Source organism: Streptococcus mitis, assembly GCF_946190335.1.
In the GTDB taxonomy this organism is placed as follows: Bacteria; Bacillota; Bacilli; order Lactobacillales; family Streptococcaceae; genus Streptococcus; species Streptococcus mitis_CH.
In genome coordinates this window covers 219,269-244,510 of record NZ_CAMHZN010000002.1, presented here as the reverse complement: position 1 = coordinate 244,510, position 25,242 = coordinate 219,269, and the positions used below count along the sequence as shown (strand labels likewise).

Here is a 25,242-nt window from a genome sequence, read left to right as displayed (position 1 = left end):
CAAAATTACCTTTTTTCAATCAAATCTTGTATCATTCGCTGTAGTTCTTCGATTTTCTCAGATTGTTTCTCTATTAATATTCTTTGGCTCGATAATTCGTCTTGTAGTTTATCAAGTTTTATCTGTTCACCTGGATTATCTTTTACAAAAAAGTTCGTCAAGGCACTCGTTAACATTCCTATTGTTCCAATACCGACAAGCATTAATAAGACAGCTAACCATTTACCAAAAATTGAAGTAGGAATAATATCCCCATAACCCACTGTCGTTACGGTTACAAGAGACCACCAAAGACTATCTGAGAAAGATTTTTCTTCAACAACGGATAAAATCGAACTCCCTAGCAATACAATAAAGAAATTGAGATAAAGAATATAAAGTAAGCCATTTGTTCGTAAGAGTTTGCTTACCTTCTTTTCCAGCTTGCCAGTTAATCCAACGATTCTTAAAAGACGAGTCAGTTTCAGTAATTTTGTCAGCCTTGCTAAACGAAAGATACGTCCTAATCGAAACACTGTAAAAATAGCATTTAAAGGCAGGATAGCTAGCAGATCAAAGATATTTTCAATTATGAATCGCCATTTCTCTTTACTTAAAAAGAACCGCCATCCATAATCTACCACAAAAACACCCCAAAGTAGTAAATCAATAATATTGTACGGAGGATTGTCCAAATCGACCATCTCAGCAAATCCAAGCAAGACTAGAACAACAGATATCAACGCAAGTATGATAATCGATGTGTCATAGTAATCCTTAAATAACCATTTTCTTTTCACATCATTTCTCCTAAAACATTTTTAAACATTATACCACACCAAATATCTACTAATATATAAAAAAGAAGGCGAATGCCTTCTTTTTTATATATCTGTCAAAGGTGTTGCGGTATCTGGTGAGGTATCATAAACCTTAAAGTCTACTCCGACTCCCAGATCAGCTTGTGCTAGCTGATTGACCATGGTCATGTGAGCCAGCTCCTTGATATTATTCTCCTTAGATAAATGCCCAAGGTAGATCTTCTTAGTGCGATTTCCTAGCGTCCGAATCATAGCTTCAGCACCATCCTCGTTAGAAAGGTGACCCAGATCCGATAGGATTCGTTGTTTGAGTCGCCAAGCGTAAGAACCTGCTCGCAAAATCTCTACATCATGGTTGGACTCGATAAGATAGCCGTCCGCATTTTCGACAATCCCCGCCATACGGTCACTAACATAACCTGTATCTGTCAAAAGGACAAAACTTTTATCATCTTTCATAAAGCGATAGAACTGCGGTGCGACTGCATCATGACTCACACCAAAACTCTCGATGTCGATATCTCCAAATGTTTTGGTTTTACCCATTTCAAAGATATGCTTTTGTGAAGAATCTACCTTGCCAAGATACTTGCTATTTTCCATAGCCTGCCAGGTCTTTTCATTGGCATACAAATCCATACCATACTTGCGAGCCAAAACTCCTACTCCATGAATATGATCTGAATGCTCATGGGTAATCAAGATGGCATCCAGGTCTTCTGGTTTGCGATTTATTTCAGCAAGTAGGCTGGTGATTTTCTTACCAGATAAGCCTGCATCCACTAAAAGTTTCTTTTTTTGGGTTTCCAGATAAAAGGAATTTCCACTGGAACCCGACGCTAAAATACTGTATTTAAAGCCTGTTTCACTCATTCTAGTCTTCTACTTCGTCCTCCCATACTTCTTCTTTCACTGCATCCTTATCATAAGGGAGCACAATGGTAAAGGTTGAACCCTTACCATATATACTCTTGGCCCAAATAAAGCCCTTATGTTGTTTGATAATTTCTTTGGCAATAGACAGTCCTAAACCTGTTCCACCTTGGGCACGACTTCTAGCACGATCCACACGGTAGAAACGGTCAAAGATACGTGGCAAATCCTGCTTAGGAATACCCAATCCTTGGTCTGAGATGGATAAAATCATCTGATCATCAGTCGTCTTCATGGTCACTGTGATTTTTCCACCATCTGGAGAATATTTAATGGCATTGTTGAGAATATTATCAATCACCTGTGTCATCTTATCTGTATCTATCTCTATCCAGACTGAGGTAATTGGATAATCTCTCACCAGTTCATATTTCTTCTCTTCGTCCTGCCCTCTTATCTGATCAAAACGGTTGAGGATAAAGGTTATAAAGGCAGTGAAGTTGATTAATTCCACATCCAGGTGACTGGTTGCATTATCAATCCTTGAAAGATGAAGAAGATCCGTTACCATACGCATCATACGATTGGTTTCATCTAGAGATACCTTGATAAAGTCCGGTGCGACCGGTTCTGACAAGGCACCTTCATCCAAGGCTTCAAGATAGGATTTTACACTGGTCAGAGGAGTCCGTAGCTCATGACTAACGTTAGAAACAAAGAGTCTCCTTTCGCGCTCTTCCTTCTCCTGCTCCGTCGTATCATGCAAAACAGCAACCAAACCTGAGATAAAGCCAGACTCACGACGCACCAAGGCAAAGCGTACACGAAGGCTCAGATACTCTCCATTAGCATCCTGAGAATCAATCATGAGTTCAGGAATTTGGGTAATCAAATCACGAAGTTCATACTCATCTTCAATCTTAAGCAATTCTAGAATACTTTTGTTTAGAACATCTTCCTTCTGAACACCTAGCTGTTTCTTAGCCATGTCATTAATCATAGTAATCTTACCACGACGATTGGTCGCGAGGACACCATCCGTCATGTAAGAGAGGATACTGTGTAATCGTTTACTCTCTTGTTCAAGATTTTCTTGGGTCAAACGGATTACTTCTGATAAATCATTGAGATTATTGGTAATATTAGTGATTTCAGAACTTCCCTGCATATCCAATACCTGAGAATAATCTCCTGCAATCAGGTCCTTTACCTTTTGATTGATTTGCTTCAACCGAATATTATCCCTGCGATTTTCTAGCAAAAGCAAGGTAACAATCAAGATAAAACCCAATAAAATTAAAATGAAGATAAAATCACTAGTAAGAATATTTTTTCTAATCAATTCAATCATTATTTCTCATATAATAACCAACACCGCGACGTGTTAGGATATACTCTGGACGACTTGGTGTGTCTTCAATCTTCTCACGCAAACGTCTGATAGTTACGTCAACTGTTCGAACGTCTCCGAAATAATCATAACCCCAAACAGTTTCAAGCAAGTGCTCACGTGTAATCACTTGACCAATATGAGAAGCCAAGTGGTACAAGAGCTCAAATTCACGGTGGGTTAAGTCTAGTTCTTCACCGTATTTTTTAGCTACATAAGCATCTGGCACAATCTCCAAGTCCCCAATTTGCAAAGGTTGGGTTTTCTTTTCATCTGACTCTTGATTATCTACAGAAACCAAGTCCGTACGACGAAGAAGAGCTTTAACACGCGCCTGCAACTCACGATTTGAGAAGGGTTTTGTCACATAGTCATCCGCTCCAAGCTCCAAACCAATAACCTTATCAAATTCGCTATCTTTAGCCGAAAGCATGATAATAGGCACACTACTAGTCTTGCGAATAGTCTTAGCAACTTCTAAACCATCAATTTCCGGAAGCATCAAATCCAGAATAATAATATCTGGTTGCTCTGCTTCAAATTGTTCTAGTGCTTCACGACCGTTAAAAGCAGTTACAACCTCGTAACCTTCCTTGGTCATATTAAACTTGATAATATCCGAGATTGGTTTTTCATCATCTACAATTAATATTTTTTTCATATGTTCACCTTTTTCTCTACTATTATACCAAAAAAATAGCAAGAAGACACAATAGCTAGTCTTTGCTACTGTCTAAGTTGGCTTGTGCATAAGCCTGCCAGATTTTTTGTTGGGGTTTGGCAAGTGGAACATCCTTGAACTCTTCTGGTGAAAGCCAGCGAACTTCCCTATCTGAAAAATCATGGAAGTCAGTCACCTGACCTGCTACAATTTGAACATGCCATTTACGATGACTAAAGACATGCTTGACAGTCTCAAAATAAACATCAAGCCAATCAACATCTAGGTCATAGTCCTGCTGGAAACTCTCTTCTGGACTGGGTCCAAAATTCACACTTTCTTCTGCAACCTGATGAAAGAGGTCAAACTGCTCTTCTTGCGAAAAGTTATCAACTTCTATCAAGGGGAAATGCCAAAAACCTGCCAATAGCTTTTCACTTTCATTTTTTTCAAGTAAAAATTGTCCCTGAGAATTTTTCACAACTAAGGCTTTAAGATAAATGGGAACTGGCTTTTTCTTGGGAGCCTTAATTGGATAACGGTCCATTGTGCCATTCTGATATGCCGCACTAAAGTCCTTAACTGGACTTTCTTCTGGTCTGGGATTTACAGGCGCCTCAATATCAGATCCCAAGTCCATCAAAGCTTGATTAAAGTCACCAGGCCTTTCTGGGTCAATTAAGATTTCCATCATTGACTGAAAAATTTTACGATTACTTGGAATCCCAATATCGTGGTTGACTTCAAATAGACGCGCCAAAACACGCATGACATTACCATCTACAGCTGGCTCAGGCAAGTTAAAAGCAATACTGGAAATGGCTCCTGCTGTGTAAGGTCCAATACCTTTCAAGCTGGAAATTCCTTCATAGGTGTTTGGGAATTGACCACCAAAGTCAGTCATAATTTGCTGGGCTGCAGCCTGCATATTACGAACTCGAGAATAATAGCCCAAACCTTCCCAAGCCTTCAACAAACCTTCTTCAGGCGCATTCGCCAAACTTTCCACTGTTGGAAACCAGTCCAAGAAACGTTCGTAATAAGGAATAACCGTATCCACCCTAGTCTGCTGGAGCATAATTTCAGAAACCCAGATATGATAAGGATTTTTACTTCTACGCCACGGTAAATCTCTTTTGTTTTCATCATACCAAGTGAGAAGTTTCTCACGGAAAGAAACAATCTTCTCCTCCGGCCACATGACAATACCGAATTCTTTCAAATCTAACATATCTCTAGTATATCACAGAAGACCCTAACTGTCCTTTTCCTAGTATTAAAAAGCCTCTTCCCAAGGGAAAGAGGACTAAATCTTATTGATGAACTGCTTGGGCTGCTGTGATAAGGGTCAACTTGTACACATCATCTGCATTACATCCACGAGAAAGGTCGTTAACCGGCTTGTTCAAACCTTGCAAAACAGGTCCAACAGCCGCAAAACCACCAAGACGTTCTGCCATCTTGTAGCCGATATTTCCTGCCTCGATTCCTGGGAAGATGAAGACATTTGCTTGACCAGCTACTGTACTTCCAGGAGCTTTCAAAGCTGCAGTTTCAGGAACAAATGCTGCATCAAATTGCAACTCACCATCGATTTCAAGGTCAGGGCGCAAGTCGTGAGCAATTTTAGTTGCTTCAACAACCTTATCAACGCTTTCTCCAAATCCTGAACCTTTAGTAGAATAGCTTAGCATAGCAATTTTAGGCTCGATTCCAAACATCTTAGCTGTGATTGCTGAGTTGATGGCAATTTCAGCCAAGGCTTCTGCATCTGGATTAATGTTGATGGCACAGTCACCAAATAGGTAACGTTCCGTACCACGAACCATGAGGAAGGCACCTGAAGTACGAGTAACATTTGGACGAGTTTTGATGATTTGAAGGGCTGGGCGAACTGTTGAAGCTGTTGAGTGAATCGCTCCTGATACCATTCCATCAACCAAGCCCAAGTAAACCAACATAACACCAAAATAGTTGACATCTTCAACCAAAACCTTGCGTGCATCTTCTTCAGACATTTTGCCCTTGCGACGTTCTACCAAGGCTGCAACCATTTCTTCAAATTTATCGTAGTGTTGAGGGTCGATGACTTCATAACCATCCTCGATGCCTTCGATTTCAAGATAAATTTTAATTTTTTCAGGATTTCCAAGCAAAACAGGAATCACTTCTGTTTCTTTTACCAGGCGTTTAGTCGCTTGAAGAATACGAGGCTCTTCCCCTTCAGGGAGAACGATACGAGCATTTTTACCAACAAGGTTGGCTTTGAGACTTTCAAAAACTTCCATGAGTTTTCTCCTTTAAGATAATAATTATACTCTGAAACAGTTTTTATAGAGTATTAGTTGATAACTGAGTAATAAGGTTGCTAAAATCATCCGGCAAGGGACTTTCTAACTGCAAGTCTTGCTCTAAAAATGGATGATAAAAAGTTAAGGAATGACAATGTAGGGCTTGGCGCTGAATTCCATCGTCTAGACTACCACCGTACAAGTCATCTCCCAACAAAGGAAAACCAATATGAGAAAAATGGACTCGGATTTGGTGGGTTCGACCAGTGTGCAGGCGAATGTCTACCAAATGAATACTCCCATAAGATGCTACAATCTTGTAAGAAGTATGAGCATACTTTCCACCTTTAGCTACGCGTCTGGTAATAATGGAGTCTTCATCACGCGCAATCGGGGCAATAATTTCCCCCTCTGACTCTAAGCGTCCATCACCTTTAACCAAGGCAAAGTAGCGCTTCTCGATAGATTTCTTCTGCAACTGCTTGTCTAATCGTGCATGGGCATAGCCGTGCTTAGCAAAGAGCATCAAGCCAGAAGTGTCCCTATCGAGCCTAGTCACAATGTGAACCTGCTGATTTTCATAATTTTGCTTGACATAGTAACCCTTGATAAAATTGGCAATGGTATTGGAGTGATTGACACTAGGAATAGAAGCCACTCCATAGGGTTTGTTCAAGACTAGAAAATGGTCATCCTCATAGAGAATATCCAGTGGACGCTCGATAGCTTCTAGAGTTTCAAAGCCTTCCTCAGCAGGAATATCAATGGTAACTCGGTCTCCAATATCCAATAGATAAGTTGCATTTTGCGGTTGGTCATTGACTAGAATAGCTCCACCTCGAAACTTAATCTTGGCCAGCAATCCCTTCGAAACCTCGTGCTTTTTCAAAAAGGTCTTAACCTTGACATGTTCATCTGCGATAAATTCAAACCTCATTCGTCCACCTCGCCAATGAAAGCATCCTTAACACGATTCCAAAAACTGGTATGGCTAGGTGATGCGACGAAGTGAATCTTATGATGGTCGATTTGATACTCGATTCGCTCAATATTGCGGAAAGAATAAACGCTATTGTCAACCGAAATAGTGTGGTAATCATTTCTTGTAGGAATAAGTTCAATCTTATCCTTCTTAGGAACAATAATAGATGAACCCAAGGTTCGATAGACACGATTATTAAGACTGGCAATTTCCGTCAACTGAAGAGCTTCAATGGTTGGGTGTAAAACAGCTCCGCCGAGCGACTTGTTATAGGCTGTACTACCAGTCGGTGTCGAAACTGTTAACCCGTCTCCTCGAAAACGTTCAAAGGGAACACCATTAATTACAATATCCGCCACCATGGTTCGATCAGACCTGCGGATGCTAGCTTCGTTGAGTGCTCTGAAAATCTTAACTTCACCATTTTCAAGAAAGACCTTCACATTCAGAACAGGGTAAGAGACTCTTGCTCCGGTATCTAGTTGCAAATTAGTCACTAGCTTATCCAACTCAAAATCACGGTAGTCCGTATAGAAGCCCAAATGTCCAGTGTGAACACCGATAAAACGTACCTTGTCAAGCTGATTTTCGTACTTATGAAAGGCCGACAAGAGCATGCCATCCCCACCAATGGAAATGACAATGTCCGGATTGGTATCATTGAGTATAAACTGATTTCTCTTCAAACGATCTCGCAATTCATACAAAACCCTTTGACTCTGTGGTTTTCTATTAGCTATCAGGTCAATTCGTTTACCTGTATTCTTCATCTGTATCGTCACTATTTCCTACACCATCATTTAATTTTCTACTCAAAGGATCAAAAAGAGCCTGAGCTTCTTGGATATCATCACGTATTTTACCCATTTCTTCATCCAACTGGTGGGCAATTTTGGCAGTAATTTCCAGTCTCTTTTTAATTTCCTCTGGGAAATCCCCTTGGTACTTGTAGTTGAGAGAATGTTCTATCGTTGCCCAGAAATTCATGGCCAAGGTACGAATTTGAATTTCCGCCAAAATGGTCTTGGCTCCATTGATGGTATCAACTGTATATTCTACTACCACGTGATAGGAACGGTAGCCTGATGCTTTTCGATGAGTAATGTAATCTCGCTCCTGTATGATCCGCATATCCTGACGTTTGCGCAAAATCTCCACTACTTCCTTAACGTCATCTACAAACTGAACCATCACACGCAAACCAGCAATATCTTGCAAATCGTGCTCTAAGGTCGCATAAGTAATGCCACGCCGAGCCATTTTTTCCTTGATACTTTCAATTGGCTTAACTCGACCAGTCACAAACTCAATTGGAGAATGCTTATTTTGTTTACGATATTGCTTACGAATACCACGAAGTTTAATCTTTAACTCACCAACAGCTTGAATGTAAGGATCTAGAAATTCTTCCCATTCTAAGGTCATATATTCTCCCTTGTTCTCATATTATCCTTCAAAAATATCTTTGATTTTTTCTCCGGATTCATATACAATAAATACAATGCTTATTATACCATAAATCCGCTTTCAACGATAAAGAAAAGGTAAGAAAAATGAAACATTTAGAAATTGAATTGAAAACACTATTGAAAAAAGATGAATATAATCGTCTAAAAGACCAGTTCACAGGTGTCACTCCTGTTCTTCAAAAAAATTACTACATCGACACGCCTGATTTTGAACTGCGAGAAAAGAAAGTTGCCATTCGCATTCGAACCTTTGAAGACTGGGCAGAATTGACACTCAAAGTCCCGCAAAGTGTTGGAAACATGGAATACAACCAAAAATTGCAACTAAAAGATGCTGAAAACTATCTGAGCAAGAAAGAACTTCCTCAAGGGCTAGTATTAGATAAATTGGCGAAACATGGTATTAAAACAAGTGAATGGCAGATCCTTGGTTGTCTAACGACACTTCGCTATGAAATGCAAACAGCTATTGGTCTAATGGCGCTGGATGAAAGTCAGTACTTTGATATTACAGATTACGAATTAGAGCTTGAAGTTGAGAATCACGAGCAAGGGAAACAAGATTTCCAGCAATTTTTAGAGGAAAATCAGATTCATTATCAAAAAGCTCCCTCAAAATTGGTTCGATTTGTCAAAAGCATGAAAAATAGCTGAAATAATCTCTATTTTTTGGTAAAATAGAAAAGATAAAATACAAAAATCCCTGTTCATATAGGCTAGGCAGATATGACTAGGATTTAAAAAGTTTACAGAGGACGGTCTATAATGTCAGATAGAAAAAACATGAAACTTTTCGCACTCAACTCTAACCAAGAGATTGCACAGAAAATTGCTCAAGCTGTTGGTGTCCCACTTGGAAAACTATCATCACGTCAATTTTCAGACGGAGAAATCCAAGTGAATATCGAAGAAAGTGTCCGTGGTTATGATGTTTACATCATCCAATCAACAAGTTTCCCTGTTAACAACCACCTAATGGAATTGTTAATTATGGTCGACGCTTGTGTACGCGCAAGTGCCCACAGTATCAACGTTGTCCTTCCATATTTTGGCTATGCACGTCAAGACCGCATTGCTTCACCACGTGAACCACTTACAGCTAAACTAGTTGCTAATATGCTGGTTAAGGCTGGTGTTGACCGTGTCCTTACGCTTGATTTGCATGCTGTTCAGGTTCAAGGCTTCTTTGATATTCCTGTTGACAACCTCTACACAGTACCACTATTTGCAAAACATTACTGCGATAAAGGTCTACTTGGCTCAGATGTTGTCGTGGTTAGCCCTAAAAATTCAGGGGTGAAACGCGCTCGTAGTTTGGCTGAATATCTTGATGCTCCTATCGCCATTATTGACTACCCTCAAGACGATGCAACTCGCAACGAAGGATATATTATTGGTGATGTTGAAGGTAAAAAAGCTATCTTGATTGACGATATTTTAAATACTGGACGTACCTTCTCTGAAGCTGCTAAAATCGTTGAACGTGAAGGAGCCACAGAAATTTATGCTGTTTCTAGTCACGGTCTCTTCGTTGAGGGAGCTGCTGAACTTCTCGACAATACTAAGATTAAAGAAATTCTTGTGACTGATTCAGTAGCAACAAAAGAAAAAACTCCTAAAAACGTATGCTACATCACTGCTAGTGAGTTAATTGGTGATGCTATCGTCCGTATCCACGAAAGAAAACCAGTCAGCCCACTCTTTGCCTACAACAAAAAGAAATAAGGTGATTCTTTGATTTATTTGGACAATGCTGCCACAACTCCCATGTCAGCAGTTGCTATTTCAGCTATGACCGAGGTTATGCAAGGAACCTATGGAAATCCTTCTAGTATTCATGGTCATGGTCGTCAAGCTGGTAAACTCTTGCGAGAAGCCCGTCAGGAACTAGCACAGTTACTGGGGACAAAACCTCAACATATCTTTTTCACTTCTGGTGGGACTGAAGGAAATAATACTGCCATCATTGGCTACTGCCTTCGTCACCAAGAACAAGGAAAACATATCATCACAACTGCCATTGAGCACCATGCCGTCCTTGAAACCATTGATTACTTGGTTCAACACTTTGGGTTTGAAGCAACCATTATCCAGTCAGAAAATCAAGAAATCACAGCCCAACAAATTCAAAAAGCTTTACGTGACGATACGATTTTGGTTTCTACCATGTTTGCCAATAATGAGACAGGAAACCTACTACCCATTGCTGAAATTGGCCAAATACTCAAGCAACACCCTGCTGCCTATCATGTTGATGCAGTTCAAGCTATTGGTAAAATACCAATTCACCCCGAAGAATTGGGCATTGATTTTCTCACTGCTTCGGCCCACAAGTTCCATGGTCCTAAGGGAATCGGCTTTCTCTACGCATCTAGCATGAACTTTGATTCCTATCTCCATGGTGGAGACCAAGAACAGAAAAAACGTGCAGGGACTGAAAATCTGGCTGCCATCGTAGGTATGATAGCAGCCTTAAAAGAAGACCTAGAAAAGCAAGAAGAACATTTTCAACATGTACAAAATCTAGAAACTGCCTTTCTGGCAGAGCTAGAGGGAGTTCAGTATTACCTGAATAGAGGCGAACACCATCTCCCTTATGTTCTTAATATTGGATTTCCTGGCCAGAAAAATGACCTCTTACTCCTTCGTCTAGATTTGTCTGGAATTTCAATCTCTACTGGCTCAGCCTGTACAGCAGGCATAGTCCAATCCAGCCATGTTCTTGAAGCTATGTACGGAGCAAATTCAGAACGCTTGAAGGAATCCGTTCGTATCAGTTTGTCGCCACAAAATACTGTTGAAGACCTACATACCCTAGCAAAAACCTTAAAAGAAATTATCGGAGGTTAGCCATATGGCATTTGAAAAAACCATTCAGTTAAAAAATTGTCGTTACGACTACACTCTTAGCCCTTCTGTTAAAAAATTCACCCTTAAGGATAACACCTTTTTTGAGACTAAGATTGGTAACTATGAATTGACTCGCCTTTTGGAAAAAGTTCCGAACAGCGGTGAGGGATTCCAACTCAAAATCATCATTAACAAGGAACTTACAGGGGCTAAAATCAATATCACTGACAAGTTTGGGCTACGTCTGGTTGATATTTTCAAATCAGAAGACCACCACATTCATCAGGAAAAATTCTATTTTCTCATGGATAGTTTAGTAGAGCGTGGTGTCTTTACAAAATCGGAAAGATAGAGCCAAAATGTTTGAACTGACCTATAAGGACAGCTATCATGTAGAGCGCACTCTCAAGTATGAGGACTACGAGGCTCTCATGCTGGCTCTATCAGGATGTGTGACTCTGCCAGATACACTTTATGTAACTTCTTTGACCTTTAAAGGGCAGGAAGTTTACCAAGGTCTGGTCGGAGACCTCTACCGTTTTCTATCACATGCAGATTTTTTACATCAAAACTAAGATTTTTCTTAGTTTTTTCTTGTTTTTGTTGATTTTTTCACAATGTTTCTATAAAATAGAAGAATAGAAAGGTTGTGATTTTGTGAAAGATAAACAGTCTGCTATTCCAAAAGCTACAGCGAAAAGACTCTCTCTCTACTATCGAATTTTTAAGAGATTTCATGCAGAAAAGATTGAACGTGCCAACTCTAAGCAAATTGCAGAGGCCATTGGAATTGATTCAGCGACCGTACGTCGTGATTTTTCCTATTTTGGTGAACTGGGTCGTCGTGGCTTTGGCTACGATGTCAAAAAACTGATGACGTTTTTTGCCGATTTACTCAATGATAACTCCATCACCAATGTCATGCTGGTAGGTATTGGAAATATGGGCCATGCCCTTCTCCACTACCGCTTCCATGAGCGTAACAAGATGAAAATTATCATGGCCTTTGACCTAGATGACCATCCTGAAGTCGGTACCCAAACTCCTGATGGGATTCCTATTTACGGAATTTCTCAAATCAAGGATAAAATCAAGGATGCTGATGTGAAGACTGCTATCCTGACCGTTCCTAGCGTTAAGTCACAAGAGGTTGCTAATCTCTTGGTGGATGCTGGCGTAAAAGGAATTCTCAGTTTTTCACCAGTCCATCTGCATTTACCAAAAGACGTGGTCGTTCAGTATGTCGATTTGACAAGTGAACTCCAAACTCTCCTCTACTTCATGCGAAAAGAGGATTAGAAAGCGAAAATCATTTTATGAAAAAACCAGTTATTGGGATAACAGGAAACGAAAAAACTCATCCAGATGATGACATCATGATGAGTTACGCAGCAAAAGGCTTTGTTGAAGGCGTTAAAGACGCTGGAGGGATTCCCATCATCCTACCGATTGGTGATCAAGAAATGGCTAGCCACTATATTAGTTTGATTGACAAGCTCATCTTGACAGGTGGGCAAAATGTTGATCCAAAATTCTATGGTGAACCAAAAACCATCGATAGCGATGACTACCACCTTCAAAGGGATATCTTTGAACTGGCCCTCATCAAGGAAGCTATTAACCAGAAAAAGCCAATTTTTTCTGTCTGCCGTGGGACTCAACTCTTTAATGTTGCCATGGGTGGAACTTTGTATCAAGATATCGAAGACCACTGGCAAGATTGTTCTGCCGAGCACACAACTCAACGCTTGATGACAGAACCAAATACTGTTCTTCGAGAAATCTATGGAGAAATTTCCCATATCAACTCCTTCCACCACCAGAGCATCAAAGATTTAGCACCAAATTTAAAGATTGCGGCCCATGATCCTAAAGATGGTATCATTGAAGCTGTCATGAGTACGGATGATGTTGCCTTTCTCGGTGTCCAATGGCACCCAGAATTTCTTTTTGAAAATCGTCCCAAAGATAAAAACCTCTTTGACTATGTCGTCAATGAACTTTAGATTAAATCCGTCTTTTCACGATAACTAAAGTAATTAGAATGAGAGACAATCAAATGGTCCAAGAGGACAATCCCCATCAGGTCACAGGCTTCTTTTACAAGTTTAGTGACTTGATCATCATTTCGGCTAGGCGCTACCGCTCCTGAAGGATGATTGTGAACCAAGATGAGAGAGGTCGCCATATGCTTGATGGCATAGTGAAGAATCTCACGTGGTTCAGCAATACTACGAGTAGCTGAGCCGATAAAAATGGTCTGTTGATGGATGATTTGATTTTGAGTATTGAGATAGAGCGCCACCAGGTGCTCTTGTTTTTTATGTCCCAACTCCTGCTGCATCTTCTTGGCCAACTTTTGGCTACTGAGAATACTTTCCATCTCAAGGGTCTCATGTTTATGAATACGATGCCCCAGTTCAATCATAGCTTGTAGTTCTATAGCCTTAACACGACCGATACCAGACAGACTCTGCAATTCCTGCAGGGTCATTTTTTTCAAATCAGTTAGGCTTGAAAGATTATTCAAAACTTTCTGGGCAATTTCAAAAACACTGGACTGACGTGTTCCTGTTCTGAGTAAAATTGCTAGCAACTCTTGGTTACTGAGCGCTTCAACTCCTTCTTTTGCCAGCCTTTCTCTTGGTAATAGTGAATCTTCTTGAAATGAAATACTGTACATAAAAATCCTCCTCACTTTATTATTCGTGAGAAGGATGGAAAATTAGATTTTTTTCTCAATTGGAGCCACACTGGCTAAAAGTTTTTTCAAACCTACTTCTGGGAAATTGATTTTTAATTCCTGCGTAGCACCGCTACCTGAAACTTCCAGAACAGTTCCCTCACCCCACTTCTTGTGGAGGGCAATGTCACCAATGGACCAATTTGTCTCACTAGACGCTGATTTTACGCCAGCTGTAAATTGACCAAATGGGAGACCGCTTGACTGGATAGATTTTGGGGCAGCACTACGTTTACGGTCTTGAAGAGCTTGAGCCAGACTCATACCTTGGCCAAAGGCAAGGCCACCACCGCTATAAGATGCTTTAAAACTTGTATTCGTAGGACGAGCTAATCCTTGATACTCAAGTAAGTCTGAACTGATTTCGTTAATAAAACGAGTCGGACGGTTGTAGTTGGTACGACCGAAAAGCAGGCGCGAGTTGGCATTTGTCAGATAGAGAATTTTCTCTGCACGCGTAATTCCTACATAGGCCAGACGGCGTTCTTCTTCTAGTTCATCTTGATCTTCAGCCGCACGGCTAAGCGGGAAGACATTTTCTTCCATCCCAATCAAAAAGACAACTGGAAACTCGAGACCTTTGGCAGCATGCAGGGTCATTAGGGTAACTTCCGATGTCTCCTGACTACCTGAATCTGTGTCCGCAATCAAAGCCAAGTCATTTAAGAAACGACTCAGCTTGTCCAGACCAGTTTCCTCTTCTGGCCCATCAGAGGTGTCATCAAAGTTTTTCGTTACAGAAAGGAACTCTTCGATATTTTCAACCCGAGCCTTGCTTTCTAAAGTCGCTTGAGCATTTAGAATATCGACGTAACCTGTTTTTTCTAGGACGGCCTCAACCAACTCTGTAATAGTTAATTGATCTAGCTGCTCCCGCAAATCAAGAATCATATTAGCAAAATCCCAGATAGACTGAGCTGCCTTACCCTTGATACCAGACAACATGATATTAACAGAAGCATCTAGCATGGACATGTCTTGCATATTCGCAAAGTCACGGATTTTCTCAACTGAACCTGGCCCAATTCCACGTTTAGGCTCGTTGATAATACGCTCAAAACTAATATTGTCACTCAAATTGGCAATAAGATTGAGGTAAGCGATAATATCTCGGATTTCCTTACGGCTGTAGAACTTGGTTCCGCCAACCATGGTATAAGGAATATTTGACTTGAGCAAGGCTTCCTCAATAGTACGGGACTGCGCATTAGTCCGATAGAGAACTGCAAAATCCTTGTGAAGAAAGTTTTGACTCCGACCAAGTTCATCGATAGTTCTGGCTACAAATACAGCCTCATCTAGTTCATCATTGGCACGATAGTAAACGATTTGTTCCCCATCAGCGTTTTGAGTCCAGAGATTCTTAGGACGACGATTTTTATTATTTTTAATGACATCATTGGCGGCTTGGAGAATTGTTTTGGTTGAACGATAGTTTTCTTCTAACAAAACAACCTTGGCTTTGGGATAGTCTTTCTCAAAATCCAAGATATTTTGCATATCAGCCCCACGCCAACCGTAGATAGACTGGTCCGCATCTCCAACTACACAGATATTTTTAAATCGAGATGCCAAGAGTTTGACCAATTGGTACTGGGCATGGTTGGTATCTTGGTACTCATCTACGTGGATGTATTGGAACTTCTGCTGGTAGTAAGTCAAGATATCAGGATTTTGATCAAAAAGACGCAGGGTCAACATGATTAAATCATCAAAGTCCACGGACTCAGACTGACGAAGCTCTTTTTGATAGGCTGTGTAACACTGGGCCACAATTTGCGTGTACATATCTCCAGCTTGGGCAGCATAAGCCACATCATCAATCAAGTCATTCTTAGCATTGGAAATGGAACCCAAGATTGTCCGTTCATTCCATTTTTTCGGATCCAAGTTTAATTGCTTGAGAATTCGTTTCATAAGGGTTCGTTGTTCACCGGGATCTACAATGGTGAAATTACGATTGTAGCCGATATGATCTGCATCACGACGCAGAATACGAACACACATGGAGTGAAAAGTCGCAATCAGACAGTCCTGAGTAGCTGGATTAAGACCATAAGCACGCTCCTTCATCTCACGCGCAGCCTTATTAGTAAAGGTAATGGCCAAGATATTCCACGGATTGACCAACTTTTCATCAATCAGATAAGCAATGCGGTGGGTCAAAACTCGGGTCTTTCCAGAACCAGCCCCCGCCATGATCAACAAGGGACCTTCTGTCGTTTGCACCGCCTCAGCCTGACGGTCATTCATTCCATTTAATAATGCGTTCATCTTCTCTTCCTTACTCTTGAAGTCAATATTTCTATTATATCAGAATTCAGGGAAAATATCTTTACCTAGACTGGTTGCGTCTAGAAGACGACTCCTTATATCTAGAAAAAAAATGAGCTTGGATTAAAATCTCCAAACTCATTTATTACTCAATGAAAATCGAAGTGCAAACTAGGAAGCTAGCCGCAGGCTGTACTTGAGTACGGCAAGGTGAAGCTGACGTGGTTTGAATTTGATTTTCGAAGAGTATAAAGTCAATTTCAATATACTAGAACAAACCTAATACTGTTCCATCACTTTCAACATCCATGTTGAGAGCTGCTGGACGTTTTGGTAGGCCTGGCATGGTCATGACATCGCCAGTTAAGGCAACGATAAAGCCTGCACCTAATTTTGGTACCAATTCACGAATGGTAATTTCAAAGTTTTCAGGTGCTCCAAGGGCATTTGGATTGTCTGAGAAGCTATACTGGGTCTTAGCCATACAAATCGGCAATTTGTCCCAACCGTTTTGAACGATTTGAGCGATTTGTGTTTGAGCTTTCTTCTCAAAGTTCACTTTGCTACCACGGTAGATTTCAGTAACAATCTTTTCAACCTTTTCTTGAACAGAAAGGTCATTGTCATACAAACGTTTATAGTTAGCTGGGTTTTCAGCGATAGTCTTAACAACTGTTTCGGCAAGTGCTACTCCACCTTCTGCACCATCAGCCCAGACACTTGCTAACTCGACTGGCACATCAATTGACGCACAGAGTTCTTTCAAGGCTGCAATTTCAGCTTCTGTATCAGACACAAATTCGTTAATAGCCACAACTGCTGGAATACCGAACTTACGGATATTTTCAACGTGGCGTTTCAAGTTAGCAAAACCGGCACGAACTGCCTCCACATTTTCCTCTGTCAGAGCATCTTTAGCCACGCCACCATTCATCTTAAGGGCACGAAGGGTTGCAACAATAACTACTGCATCTGGAGATGTTGGCAAGTTTGGTGTCTTAATATCAAGGAATTTTTCGGCACCAAGGTCTGCACCAAAACCAGCTTCAGTAACTGTGTAATCAGCCAAGTGAAGGGCTGTTGTAGTTGCCAAGACTGAATTACATCCATGAGCAATATTGGCAAATGGACCACCGTGTACAAAGGCAGGTGTACCGTAAATTGTCTGAACTAGGTTTGGCTTAATAGCATCCTTCAAGATTAATGCTAAAGCACCTTCAACCTGCAGATCACCAACAGAAACAGGTGTTCGGTCATAGCGATAACCGATAACGATATTAGCCAAGCGGCGTTTCAAGTCCTCGATGTCTGTTGCCAAGCAAAGAATTGCCATGATTTCGGAAGCAACGGTAATGTCAAAGCCATCCTCACGAGGAATACCATTTAAAGGGCCACCAAGTCCAACGGTCACATGGCGAAGAGCACGATCATTCAAGTCCACTACACGTTTCCAGAGAATACGACGTTGGTCAATTCCCAGCTCATTCCCTTGGTGCAAGTGGTTGTCAATCAAAGCAGAAAGAGCATTATTGGCAGTCGTAATGGCATGCATGTCTCCAGTAAAGTGAAGGTTAATATCTTCCATAGGGAGAACTTGGGCATACCCACCACCAGCAGCACCACCCTTAATCCCCATTACTGGACCAAGAGATGGTTCGCGGATAGCAATCATCGTTTTCTTGCCAATTTTATTCAAGGCATCCGCCAGACCAATGGTAATGGTTGATTTTCCTTCACCTGCAGGTGTTGGATTGATGGCAGTAACCAAGATCAATTTTCCAACTGGATTGCTCTCAACTGCACGAATTTTATCAAAGCTGAGCTTAGCCTTGTACTTTCCGTACAACTCCAAATCGTCGTAAGAAATACCAAGTTTCTCTACAACATCAACGATTGGTTTCAACTCAATACTCTGTGCGATTTCAATATCTGTTTTCATTCAAAACTCCTCTAACCTCTTATATGATAATTCATTATATCACAAAACAAGATTTTTAACATCCCAAAACTCTCTAAACGTTCGTAAATATCCCTGTTTTTAGGGTTTTTATAGTCCTTTCTTAAATTTTATATGGCTTTATAGTTTGAAACTATAGTAAATCTTCGTTTTTACCAAAAATTTATCACTTTCATTTTACTTACCGTTTATTTTTGTGTACAATAGTGCTATGAAAATTTTAGTTACATCGGGCGGTACCAGTGAAGCTATTGATAGCGTCCGCTCTATCACTAATCATTCCACAGGTCGCTTGGGCAAAATCATCACAGAAACTTTGCTTGCTGCAGGGCATGAAGTTTGTTTGATAACAACAAAACGAGCCGTGAAGCCAGAAGCCCATCCCAACCTAAGCATTCGAGAAATTAACAATACCAAGAACCTTCTTCTGGAAATGAAAGAACGTGTTGCAGATTATCAGGTTTTGATTCACTCAATGGCCGTATCTGATTACACTCCTGTCTATATGACAGGGCTGGAGGAAGTTCAGGCTAGCTCTAATCTAGAAGAATTTTTAAGCAAGCAAAATCATCAAGCTAAGATTTCTTCAACTGACGAGGTTCAGGTTTTGTTCCTAAAAAAGACACCCAAAATCATCTCTCTAGTCAAGGAGTGGAATCCTGCTATTCATCTGATTGGTTTCAAACTGCTGGTTGATGTTAACGAAGACTATCTGGTTGACATTGCTAGAAAAAGTCTTATCAAAAACCAAGCAGACTTGATTATCGCAAATGACCTCACTCAAATCTCAGCGAACCAGCATCGTGCAATCTTTGTTGAAAAAGATCAGCTTCAAACAGTCCAGACTAAAGAAGAAATTGCAGAACTCCTCCTTAAAAAAATTCAAGCCTATCATTCATAGAAAGGAAAGCTATGGCACATATTCTCTTGGCTGTAACGGGCTCAATCGCCTCTTACAAGTCGGCAGATTTAGTCAGTTCTCTAAAAAAACAAGGTCATCAAGTCACTGTCTTAATGACCCAGGCTGCTACAGAGTTTATCCAACCTTTGACACTACAGGTACTCTCACGGAATTCCGTCCACTTGGATGCCATGAAGGAACCCTATCCTGATCAAGTCAATCATATCGAACTTGGAAAAAAAGCAGATTTATTCATCGTAGCCCCTGCAACTGCTAACACTATTGCAAAACTAGCCCTTGGCTTTGCGGACAATATGGTGACCTGTACAGCTCTAGCCCTGCCAAGTCATATTCCCAAACTAATAGCTCCTGCTATGAATACAAAAATGTATGACCATCCAGCAACTCAGGCTAATCTGAAAACATTAGAAGCCTACGGCTATCAGCTGATTGCTCCTAAGGAATCCCTACTAGCTTGTGGAGACCACGGACGAGGAGCTTTAGCCGACCTCACAATTATTTTAGAAAGAATAAAGGAAACTCTCGATGAAAAAACGCTCTAATATTGCACCCATTGCTATCTTTTTTGCAACCATGCTCGTGATACACTTTCTGAGCTCACTTATCTTTAACCTTTTTCCATTTCCAATCAAACCGACTATCGTTCATATTCCTGTCATTATTGCCAGCATTATCTACGGTCCACGAGTTGGGGTTACACTTGGATTTTTGATGGGGCTGCTTAGCTTAACGGTTAACACGATTACAATTCTACCGACAAGTTACCTCTTCTCCCCATTTGTACCAAACGGAAACATCTACTCAGCTATCATTGCCATCGTCCCACGTATTTTGATTGGTTTGACTCCGTATCTAGTTTATAAACTGATGAAAAATAAAACTGGTCTGATTCTAGCTGGTGCCCTTGGTTCACTTACCAACACAGTCTTTGTACTTGGTGGAATTTTCTACCTTTTTGGAAATGTCTTTGATGGTAATATCCAAAAACTCCTAGCAACTGTTATCTCAACAAATTCGATTGCCGAATTAGTCATTTCCGCAGTTCTAACCCTAGCCATTGTTCCAAGACTACAGACTTTGAAAAAATAAAAACAATCTCCGCTTTCATGCTTGAAGGTGGAGATTTTGCTCTATACAGTTTCTTTTTAGTGAAATCTTTACTAACTTTTAACTAAAAAACGACCTATAAACTTAAGTAAATTCTTGCTTTATTGTCTTGTTTATTGTACTATACTAGTGTATATACAGATAAAAAGGAGATTCTTATGAATACACGGAAAAAGACACAATTTATGACAATGACTGCTCTTTTAACGGCTATTGCGATTTTGATTCCAATTGTTATGCCTTTTAAGATTGTCATTCCACCTGCTTCTTACACTTTGGGAAGCCACATCGCTATTTTTATCGCTATGTTCTTGTCGCCCTTGATGGCTGTTTTTGTCATCCTAGCCTCTAGTTTTGGATTTTTGATGGCTGGCTATCCCATGGTTATCGTTTTTCGAGCTTTTTCCCATATCTTTTTTGGGACTTTGGGGGCTCTTTACCTACAAAAATTCCCCGATACACTAGATAAACCAAAATCTTCCTGGATTTTTAACTTTGTTTTAGCACTTATCCATGCCCTTGCTGAAGTATTAGCTTGTGTCGTTTTTTATGCAACTTCCGGTACCAATGTAGAAAATATGTTTTATGTTCTATTTGTGCTAGTTGGATTTGGTACAATTATCCATAGTATGGTAGACTATACATTAGCACTAGCTGTCTATAAAGTGCTTCGAAAACGCCGTTAAAAGGAAGAACTATGACAAAAGATCGCAAACAAGCCCTTCTCCAACTCTTGAAAGAAGCTCCTAAAGCCCTCAATGGCCAAAGTTTAGCTGAACATTTCCATGTTACACGCCAGGTCATTGTACAGGACATTGCAATTTTGAGAGCCGATGGCGCTCCTATCCTATCCACTAATCGTGGCTACGTCTATAAGCAAGTTGATGTCAATCCATACGTCCACAAACTTTTCAAAGTGAAACATGAAGTTGAAGAAATCGGTCAAGAACTCCTTGCTATCGTAGATAATGGTGGACGTGTTCAAAATACCTTGATTGACCATCCCGTTTATGGAGAAATTGAAACCTTGCTTAAACTGTCTTGTCGCCGAGATGTTCAGCATTTTCTAGAACAAGTCGAGCATTCTGACTTTAGACCTCTGTCTGAATTGACAGATGGCATCCATTACCACCTAGTCGAAGCTGAAACACAACAAGACCTCCGCTATATCGAGGAGGCCTTGGATCAGCTCGGTTATTTAGTAAAAGACTAGAAAATTTTCTTTTCCCAATCGTCTTCTGTACGGCGAGGGTAAAAAAATTCAGATTTGTCAGGAGCTTCCATCATCTCCATCAAGGGTAACATATCATAGGCCAGATCCAAGTTTGGAATCTGGTCTTTTTGCACCCAAGAAACTTCTCCTTCATCTGAAGAGCGAAGGCTACCAGAGAACTCAGTCGCCTTATAACAAACGACAATATAGCGCCCACCTGTATCCAGAGGCCAATTTTTAATACCGACAAGTTGAGGATTTTGGATAGTCAACCCTGTTTCTTCATATATTTCACGAATGACAGACTCTGCGAAAGCTTCGCCATTTTCTACATGACCTCCAGGAAAGGCATAACCAGACCAGCGATTGGTTTCAGGAGAGCGATACTGCATAACCACGCGCTGAGTTTCGAGGTCTTCAATCAGACAAATGTTTGTTAAAATCGTTAATTGGGAACGGGACATATTTTCTCGCTTTCTAATTTATTAAATTTTCAGACTTGGTACCAGAGATTCTAGATTCTACTTTTTAAAATTATTTAGAATAAAATACCATTCGTTTTTCCTTTATAGGCTTTCCAAGTTCAAGTATTTTTTCTTGTCCATCAAAAGTAAAACCCATTTTTTGATAGAAAGCAATGGCTCGCTTATTATCTTTCAATACCCATAAGAAAATTTCAGAAAAATGATCAAGAGCAGTCAAAGCTACTTTCATTAACTTTTGTGCGATGCCTTTTCCATAATAGTCTTTTAAAACATATAAGGCAATAATTTCGCCAGCTTGAATAGTCTCATCACGAAAGTTGCCATAACTGATAAAACCAACTACCTTCATACCATCCATCGCAATCAATGTATTTTCTGGATACTTTTTACTAAAGAATCGACACCTTTCTAATGTCATTGTCTCCTGAAATTCTTCAGGCAAAAGGTCATCATAAGCCTCTCTCCACGTTTGCCAGTGAACGAGGGATTTACCTTCTATCTCTTCAGGAGTTTCCATTGATTTGATAATAACCGTCATTTACTTTCTTTTCCTTAATCCAACACCCTGACTTCCTTTGCTACTTTTTGTAGAAATTTTTGTCTTGTTGAACTTGTATTTACTTCACGGCCTAACTCTCCCAAGATTGAAACCCTCTTTGTTTTTATGCCACAGTGATTCAATACAGCATTCTTTAATACTGATATTCCATAACTGTCTGGAATGTTAATCGGACCTGAAAATACTTTGTACCACCAAGTTGGTGCCATAGAAGTTGCATAGATACTAGCTGTTTTTCCTTTTAATAACTTTTTGAACTGTTTACCTCTCAAGTAATTCAAAATAAAGCTTCCTCGATTATTTGCAGAGTATGCAATGCCTGGCGTAAAAACACGATCAATCCACCCTTTCAATAGACTAGGCATACTACTCCACCAAATAGGATAAACAAAAATGAAATGATCTGCCCACTGAATTAATTCTTGAGAGCGTAGAATAAACGGATTGTCCTCCATTCTTTGTCGGTAACCATAACGTAAAACAGGATCAAACTCTTCTGCATTAAGATTAATCATTTCAAGTTCATGTCTATTTGAGTCTATGTTTTCTACAATCGTTTGAAAAATTGCTTGGCAGTAACTTTCTTTATCAGGATGTCCATTGATAACTAAAATATTCATAAAATTCCCCTACCCCAACGCCTTGACTTCCAACATCATATCCCGAATCTGAGCTGCTAGTTCAAAGTCAAGCACTTCAACTGCTTCTTGCATTTGTTTTTCGAGTTTCTTGACTAGTTCTTTGCGCTCTTGTTTGTTGAGGCTATTGATATCGACTTCCTTCTCCTCTTCCTTAGCAACTGCCTTGGTCACAGCAATCAGATCACGGATTTCTTTCTTGATTGTCTGAGGCACAATACCGTGTTCTTCATTATAAGCCATCTGGATTTTCCGACGGCGAGCAGTTTCATCGATAGCACGTTGCATAGACTGAGTAACGGTGTCCGCATACATGATGACATGCCCTTCACTATTACGGGCAGCACGTCCAATGGTCTGGATGAGTCCACGCTCGTTACGAAGGAAACCTTCCTTGTCAGCATCGAGAATAGCTACGAGACTCACTTCAGGAACGTCAATCCCTTCACGGAGCAGGTTGATTCCGACCAAGACATCAAAGACACCCAAGCGCAGGTCACGGATAATCTCTGTCCTCTCCAAGGTCTTAATATCCGAGTGCATGTACTTGACCTTGATGCCCATTTCCTTGAAGTAGTCGGTTAAGTCCTCTGCCATTTTCTTGGTCAAGGTGGTAATAAAGGTTCGTTCATTCTTTTCAACACGGGCATTGATTTCACCTAAGAGGTCATCAATCTGTCCCATAGTCGGACGAACTTCCACCTCAGGATCCAAGAGTCCCGTTGGACGAATGATTTGCTCAATCACTGTCTCGGTCTGTTCATTTTCATAGTCACCAGGTGTCGCTGAAACGTAAACAATCTGATGGACATGGCTTTCAAACTCCTCACGACGGAGAGGACGATTGTCCAAGGCAGACGGCAAACGGAAACCGTAATTTACTAACATTTCCTTACGAGAACGGTCTCCATTGTACATACCCTTAATCTGCCCCATGGTCATGTGGCTCTCATCAATCATAATTAAGAAATCATCTGGGAAGAAGTCGAGAAGGGTATAAGGAGGCTCACCCTCACTCCGTCCATCCATGTGACGTGAATAGTTCTCAACCCCGTTGGTATAGCCCATCTCACGCAGCATTTCGATATCGTACTCTGTCCGTTGTTTCAAGCGCTGGGCTTCAAGCAATTTACCTTCCTTTTCAAAGACAGCTAGTTGCTCCTCCAACTCGGCTTGAATCTTTGCAATGGCAACTTCCATGTGGTCGTCATTGGTCACAAAGTGAGTCGCAGGGAAAATCGCCAAATGATCCACTTCTCCCAACACCTGACCTGTCAGAGCCTCAACCTCACGGATACGGTCAATTTCGTCTCCAAAAAATTCTACTCGAAAGGCGTGTTCATCACGAGATGCTGGGAAAATCTCCACCACATCCCCACGCACACGAAATCTTCCCCGTTGGAAATCAATATCATTACGTTCAAACTGGATATCAACCAAGTCATTCAAAAGTTTATCACGAGAAATTTCAAGACCTGGACGGAGACTAACGACACTATCAGCGTATTCCTTGGGCGAACCCAAACCATAGATACAAGAGACTGAGGCCACGACAATAACATCATTGCGCTCCAAAAGGGCCGAAGTAGCTGAGTGACGAAGTTTGTCAATCTCGTCATTGACAGAACTATCCTTCTCAATATAGGTATCGCTTGAAGGTACATAGGCCTCCGGCTGGTAATAATCATAGTAGGATACGAAGTACTCAACAGCATTTTCAGGGAAAAATTCCTTAAACTCCCCATAGAGCTGTCCTGCAAGAGTCTTATTATGGGCAATGACCAGAGTTGGTTTATTGACTTTGGAAATGACCTGACTCATGGTATAGGTCTTCCCTGTTCCGGTCGCCCCCATCAGAATCTGAGCTTTTTCTCCACCCTCGATATTATCAACCAACTGCTCGATAGCTTGGGGTTGGTCTCCTGATGGTTGATATTTTGATACTAGTTTAAATTGATTGTCTGTAATGCGATTAATCATAAGAATCCTCTCTCGATGTGCTATTCCTATTTTAGCATACTTGTAGCA

General features: G+C 40.6%; 28 protein-coding genes. 12 read left to right on the top strand and 16 right to left on the bottom strand.

All coding sequences use genetic code 11. The features are described from left to right. Positions 1-5: 5 nt before the first annotated feature. From N8O43_RS04850 to yjbM, 9 genes are all read right to left on the bottom strand, one after another. Complete coding sequence (locus N8O43_RS04850) at positions 6-779, bottom strand: potassium channel family protein (RefSeq protein WP_261089624.1); 774 nt, start codon at positions 777-779, stop codon at positions 6-8. A gap of 84 nt (positions 780-863) precedes the next feature. Beyond that, complete coding sequence (locus N8O43_RS04845) at positions 864-1,673, bottom strand: MBL fold metallo-hydrolase (protein ID WP_261089623.1); 810 nt, start codon at positions 1,671-1,673, stop codon at positions 864-866. A 1-nt stretch (position 1,674) separates the two neighbouring features. Further along, positions 1,675-3,024, bottom strand: coding sequence for a cell wall metabolism sensor histidine kinase VicK (gene vicK / locus N8O43_RS04840; RefSeq protein WP_261089622.1), 1,350 nt, complete (start codon positions 3,022-3,024; stop codon positions 1,675-1,677). Beyond that, a complete protein-coding gene (yycF, locus tag N8O43_RS04835) occupies positions 3,017-3,724 on the bottom strand; it encodes a response regulator YycF (RefSeq protein WP_000722072.1) in 708 nt (235 codons plus the stop codon). The genes vicK and yycF overlap by 8 nt, the downstream gene beginning before the upstream one ends. 55 nt (positions 3,725-3,779) lie before the next feature. Continuing rightward, positions 3,780-4,955, bottom strand: a complete 1,176-nt coding sequence (gene mutY / locus N8O43_RS04830) for an A/G-specific adenine glycosylase (protein ID WP_261089621.1) — start codon at positions 4,953-4,955, stop codon at positions 3,780-3,782. 82 nt (positions 4,956-5,037) lie between these two features. Then, positions 5,038-6,012, bottom strand: a complete 975-nt coding sequence (pta, locus tag N8O43_RS04825) for a phosphate acetyltransferase (RefSeq protein WP_000451571.1) — start codon at positions 6,010-6,012, stop codon at positions 5,038-5,040. A gap of 43 nt (positions 6,013-6,055) precedes the next feature. Beyond that, positions 6,056-6,952, bottom strand: a complete 897-nt coding sequence (locus tag N8O43_RS04820; RefSeq protein ID WP_261089620.1) for an RluA family pseudouridine synthase — start codon at positions 6,950-6,952, stop codon at positions 6,056-6,058. Then, positions 6,949-7,767 (bottom strand): NAD kinase, encoded by an 819-nt coding sequence (locus tag N8O43_RS04815; protein ID WP_049544217.1) that lies wholly within the window; start codon positions 7,765-7,767, stop codon positions 6,949-6,951. Before N8O43_RS04815 ends, N8O43_RS04820 begins: the two co-directional genes overlap by 4 nt. Next, on the bottom strand, positions 7,751-8,422 hold the full coding sequence (gene yjbM / locus N8O43_RS04810; RefSeq protein WP_000171682.1) for a GTP diphosphokinase: 672 nt from the start codon (positions 8,420-8,422) through the stop codon (positions 7,751-7,753). The genes N8O43_RS04815 and yjbM overlap by 17 nt, the downstream gene beginning before the upstream one ends. A gap of 128 nt (positions 8,423-8,550) precedes the next feature. Between yjbM and N8O43_RS04805 the strand changes: the two genes are divergently transcribed. From N8O43_RS04805 to N8O43_RS04775, 7 genes are all read left to right on the top strand, one after another. Continuing rightward, a complete protein-coding gene (locus N8O43_RS04805) occupies positions 8,551-9,120 on the top strand; it encodes a CYTH domain-containing protein (protein WP_261089619.1) in 570 nt (189 codons plus the stop codon). A gap of 111 nt (positions 9,121-9,231) precedes the next feature. Further along, on the top strand, positions 9,232-10,191 hold the full coding sequence (locus tag N8O43_RS04800) for a ribose-phosphate diphosphokinase (RefSeq protein WP_001283822.1): 960 nt from the start codon (positions 9,232-9,234) through the stop codon (positions 10,189-10,191). Positions 10,192-10,200: 9 nt separating this feature from the next. After that, entirely contained in the window at positions 10,201-11,316 is a 1,116-nt protein-coding gene (locus tag N8O43_RS04795) for a cysteine desulfurase family protein (RefSeq protein WP_261028765.1), read from the top strand. Between the two features lie 4 nt (positions 11,317-11,320). Beyond that, positions 11,321-11,668: a DUF1831 domain-containing protein gene (locus N8O43_RS04790; RefSeq protein WP_102211579.1), complete on the top strand. Its 348-nt coding sequence runs from the start codon at positions 11,321-11,323 to the stop codon at positions 11,666-11,668. A gap of 7 nt (positions 11,669-11,675) precedes the next feature. Next, entirely contained in the window at positions 11,676-11,891 is a 216-nt protein-coding gene (locus N8O43_RS04785; protein WP_000462491.1) for a DUF4649 family protein, read from the top strand. Positions 11,892-11,973: 82 nt separating this feature from the next. Further along, positions 11,974-12,615, top strand: coding sequence for a redox-sensing transcriptional repressor Rex (locus N8O43_RS04780; RefSeq protein WP_000653417.1), 642 nt, complete (start codon positions 11,974-11,976; stop codon positions 12,613-12,615). Positions 12,616-12,632: 17 nt separating this feature from the next. After that, positions 12,633-13,322 (top strand): gamma-glutamyl-gamma-aminobutyrate hydrolase family protein, encoded by a 690-nt coding sequence (locus N8O43_RS04775; RefSeq protein ID WP_261089618.1) that lies wholly within the window; start codon positions 12,633-12,635, stop codon positions 13,320-13,322. On the opposite strand, the gene radC is transcribed toward N8O43_RS04775, so the two are convergent. The 3 genes from radC to N8O43_RS04760 form a co-directional block, all read right to left on the bottom strand. Then, on the bottom strand, positions 13,319-13,999 hold the full coding sequence (gene radC / locus N8O43_RS04770; RefSeq protein WP_261089617.1) for a RadC family protein: 681 nt from the start codon (positions 13,997-13,999) through the stop codon (positions 13,319-13,321). The genes N8O43_RS04775 and radC overlap by 4 nt on opposite strands. Positions 14,000-14,041: 42 nt before the next feature. Continuing rightward, positions 14,042-16,333, bottom strand: a complete 2,292-nt coding sequence (gene pcrA, locus N8O43_RS04765; protein WP_261089615.1) for a DNA helicase PcrA — start codon at positions 16,331-16,333, stop codon at positions 14,042-14,044. 268 nt (positions 16,334-16,601) lie between these two features. Continuing rightward, on the bottom strand, positions 16,602-18,272 hold the full coding sequence (locus tag N8O43_RS04760; protein ID WP_261089613.1) for a formate--tetrahydrofolate ligase: 1,671 nt from the start codon (positions 18,270-18,272) through the stop codon (positions 16,602-16,604). 229 nt (positions 18,273-18,501) lie between these two features. Here N8O43_RS04760 and coaB point away from each other — a divergent pair, with 229 nt between their 5' ends. The 5 genes from coaB (at position 18,502) to N8O43_RS04735 (ending at position 21,532) form a co-directional block, all read left to right on the top strand. Further along, positions 18,502-19,191, top strand: coding sequence for a phosphopantothenate--cysteine ligase (coaB, locus tag N8O43_RS04755; protein WP_261089612.1), 690 nt, complete (start codon positions 18,502-18,504; stop codon positions 19,189-19,191). Between the two features lie 11 nt (positions 19,192-19,202). Next, a complete protein-coding gene (gene coaC / locus N8O43_RS04750) occupies positions 19,203-19,754 on the top strand; it encodes a phosphopantothenoylcysteine decarboxylase (protein ID WP_261089611.1) in 552 nt (183 codons plus the stop codon). Then, a complete protein-coding gene (locus tag N8O43_RS04745; protein WP_000747412.1) occupies positions 19,738-20,301 on the top strand; it encodes an ECF transporter S component in 564 nt (187 codons plus the stop codon). Before coaC ends, N8O43_RS04745 begins: the two co-directional genes overlap by 17 nt. A gap of 176 nt (positions 20,302-20,477) precedes the next feature. Next, positions 20,478-21,005: an ECF transporter S component gene (locus N8O43_RS04740; RefSeq protein WP_001097396.1), complete on the top strand. Its 528-nt coding sequence runs from the start codon at positions 20,478-20,480 to the stop codon at positions 21,003-21,005. An 11-nt stretch (positions 21,006-21,016) separates the two neighbouring features. After that, positions 21,017-21,532, top strand: a complete 516-nt coding sequence (locus N8O43_RS04735) for a transcription repressor NadR (protein WP_247953110.1) — start codon at positions 21,017-21,019, stop codon at positions 21,530-21,532. Here N8O43_RS04735 and N8O43_RS04730 read toward each other — a convergent pair. From N8O43_RS04730 to uvrB, 4 genes are all read right to left on the bottom strand, one after another. Further along, positions 21,529-21,996 (bottom strand): 8-oxo-dGTP diphosphatase, encoded by a 468-nt coding sequence (locus tag N8O43_RS04730; RefSeq protein WP_125393311.1) that lies wholly within the window; start codon positions 21,994-21,996, stop codon positions 21,529-21,531. The two genes, N8O43_RS04735 and N8O43_RS04730, sit on opposite strands and share 4 nt — an antisense overlap. Positions 21,997-22,066: 70 nt before the next feature. Continuing rightward, positions 22,067-22,555 carry a GNAT family N-acetyltransferase gene (locus tag N8O43_RS04725; RefSeq protein ID WP_261010980.1) on the bottom strand — a complete coding sequence of 163 codons (489 nt, stop codon included), beginning with the start codon at positions 22,553-22,555 and terminating at the stop codon, positions 22,067-22,069. Positions 22,556-22,569: 14 nt separating this feature from the next. Further along, the gene (locus N8O43_RS04720) at positions 22,570-23,196 is read right to left on the bottom strand and encodes an NAD(P)H-dependent oxidoreductase (RefSeq protein ID WP_150922404.1); all 627 of its coding nucleotides are present in this window, start codon (positions 23,194-23,196) and stop codon (positions 22,570-22,572) included. A gap of 9 nt (positions 23,197-23,205) precedes the next feature. Next, complete coding sequence (gene uvrB / locus N8O43_RS04715) at positions 23,206-25,194, bottom strand: excinuclease ABC subunit UvrB (protein WP_261089609.1); 1,989 nt, start codon at positions 25,192-25,194, stop codon at positions 23,206-23,208. Positions 25,195-25,242 lie beyond the last annotated feature (48 nt).

Bases quoted from the DNA above. Each gene is read 5' to 3' on its own strand.
- N8O43_RS04845 (WP_261089623.1), bottom strand. From the start codon at position 1,673: ATGAGTGAAACAGGCTTTAAATACAGTATTTTAGCGTCGGGTTCCAGT.
- vicK (WP_261089622.1), bottom strand. From the start codon at position 3,024: ATGATTGAATTGATTAGAAAAAATATTCTTACTAGTGATTTTATCTTC.
- yycF (WP_000722072.1), bottom strand. From the start codon at position 3,724: ATGAAAAAAATATTAATTGTAGATGATGAAAAACCAATCTCGGATATT.
- mutY (WP_261089621.1), bottom strand. From the start codon at position 4,955: ATGTTAGATTTGAAAGAATTCGGTATTGTCATGTGGCCGGAGGAGAAG.
- pta (WP_000451571.1), bottom strand. From the start codon at position 6,012: ATGGAAGTTTTTGAAAGTCTCAAAGCCAACCTTGTTGGTAAAAATGCT.
- N8O43_RS04820 (WP_261089620.1), bottom strand. From the start codon at position 6,952: ATGAGGTTTGAATTTATCGCAGATGAACATGTCAAGGTTAAGACCTTT.
- N8O43_RS04815 (WP_049544217.1), bottom strand. From the start codon at position 7,767: ATGAAGAATACAGGTAAACGAATTGACCTGATAGCTAATAGAAAACCA.
- yjbM (WP_000171682.1), bottom strand. From the start codon at position 8,422: ATGACCTTAGAATGGGAAGAATTTCTAGATCCTTACATTCAAGCTGTT.
- N8O43_RS04805 (WP_261089619.1), top strand. From the start codon at position 8,551: ATGAAACATTTAGAAATTGAATTGAAAACACTATTGAAAAAAGATGAA.
- N8O43_RS04800 (WP_001283822.1), top strand. From the start codon at position 9,232: ATGTCAGATAGAAAAAACATGAAACTTTTCGCACTCAACTCTAACCAA.
- N8O43_RS04790 (WP_102211579.1), top strand. From the start codon at position 11,321: ATGGCATTTGAAAAAACCATTCAGTTAAAAAATTGTCGTTACGACTAC.
- N8O43_RS04785 (WP_000462491.1), top strand. From the start codon at position 11,676: ATGTTTGAACTGACCTATAAGGACAGCTATCATGTAGAGCGCACTCTC.
- N8O43_RS04775 (WP_261089618.1), top strand. From the start codon at position 12,633: ATGAAAAAACCAGTTATTGGGATAACAGGAAACGAAAAAACTCATCCA.
- radC (WP_261089617.1), bottom strand. From the start codon at position 13,999: ATGTACAGTATTTCATTTCAAGAAGATTCACTATTACCAAGAGAAAGG.
- pcrA (WP_261089615.1), bottom strand. From the start codon at position 16,333: ATGAACGCATTATTAAATGGAATGAATGACCGTCAGGCTGAGGCGGTG.
- N8O43_RS04760 (WP_261089613.1), bottom strand. From the start codon at position 18,272: ATGAAAACAGATATTGAAATCGCACAGAGTATTGAGTTGAAACCAATC.
- coaB (WP_261089612.1), top strand. From the start codon at position 18,502: ATGAAAATTTTAGTTACATCGGGCGGTACCAGTGAAGCTATTGATAGC.
- coaC (WP_261089611.1), top strand. From the start codon at position 19,203: ATGGCACATATTCTCTTGGCTGTAACGGGCTCAATCGCCTCTTACAAG.
- N8O43_RS04745 (WP_000747412.1), top strand. From the start codon at position 19,738: ATGAAAAAACGCTCTAATATTGCACCCATTGCTATCTTTTTTGCAACC.
- N8O43_RS04740 (WP_001097396.1), top strand. From the start codon at position 20,478: ATGAATACACGGAAAAAGACACAATTTATGACAATGACTGCTCTTTTA.
- N8O43_RS04735 (WP_247953110.1), top strand. From the start codon at position 21,017: ATGACAAAAGATCGCAAACAAGCCCTTCTCCAACTCTTGAAAGAAGCT.
- N8O43_RS04730 (WP_125393311.1), bottom strand. From the start codon at position 21,996: ATGTCCCGTTCCCAATTAACGATTTTAACAAACATTTGTCTGATTGAA.
- N8O43_RS04725 (WP_261010980.1), bottom strand. From the start codon at position 22,555: ATGACGGTTATTATCAAATCAATGGAAACTCCTGAAGAGATAGAAGGT.
- N8O43_RS04720 (WP_150922404.1), bottom strand. From the start codon at position 23,196: ATGAATATTTTAGTTATCAATGGACATCCTGATAAAGAAAGTTACTGC.
- uvrB (WP_261089609.1), bottom strand. From the start codon at position 25,194: ATGATTAATCGCATTACAGACAATCAATTTAAACTAGTATCAAAATAT.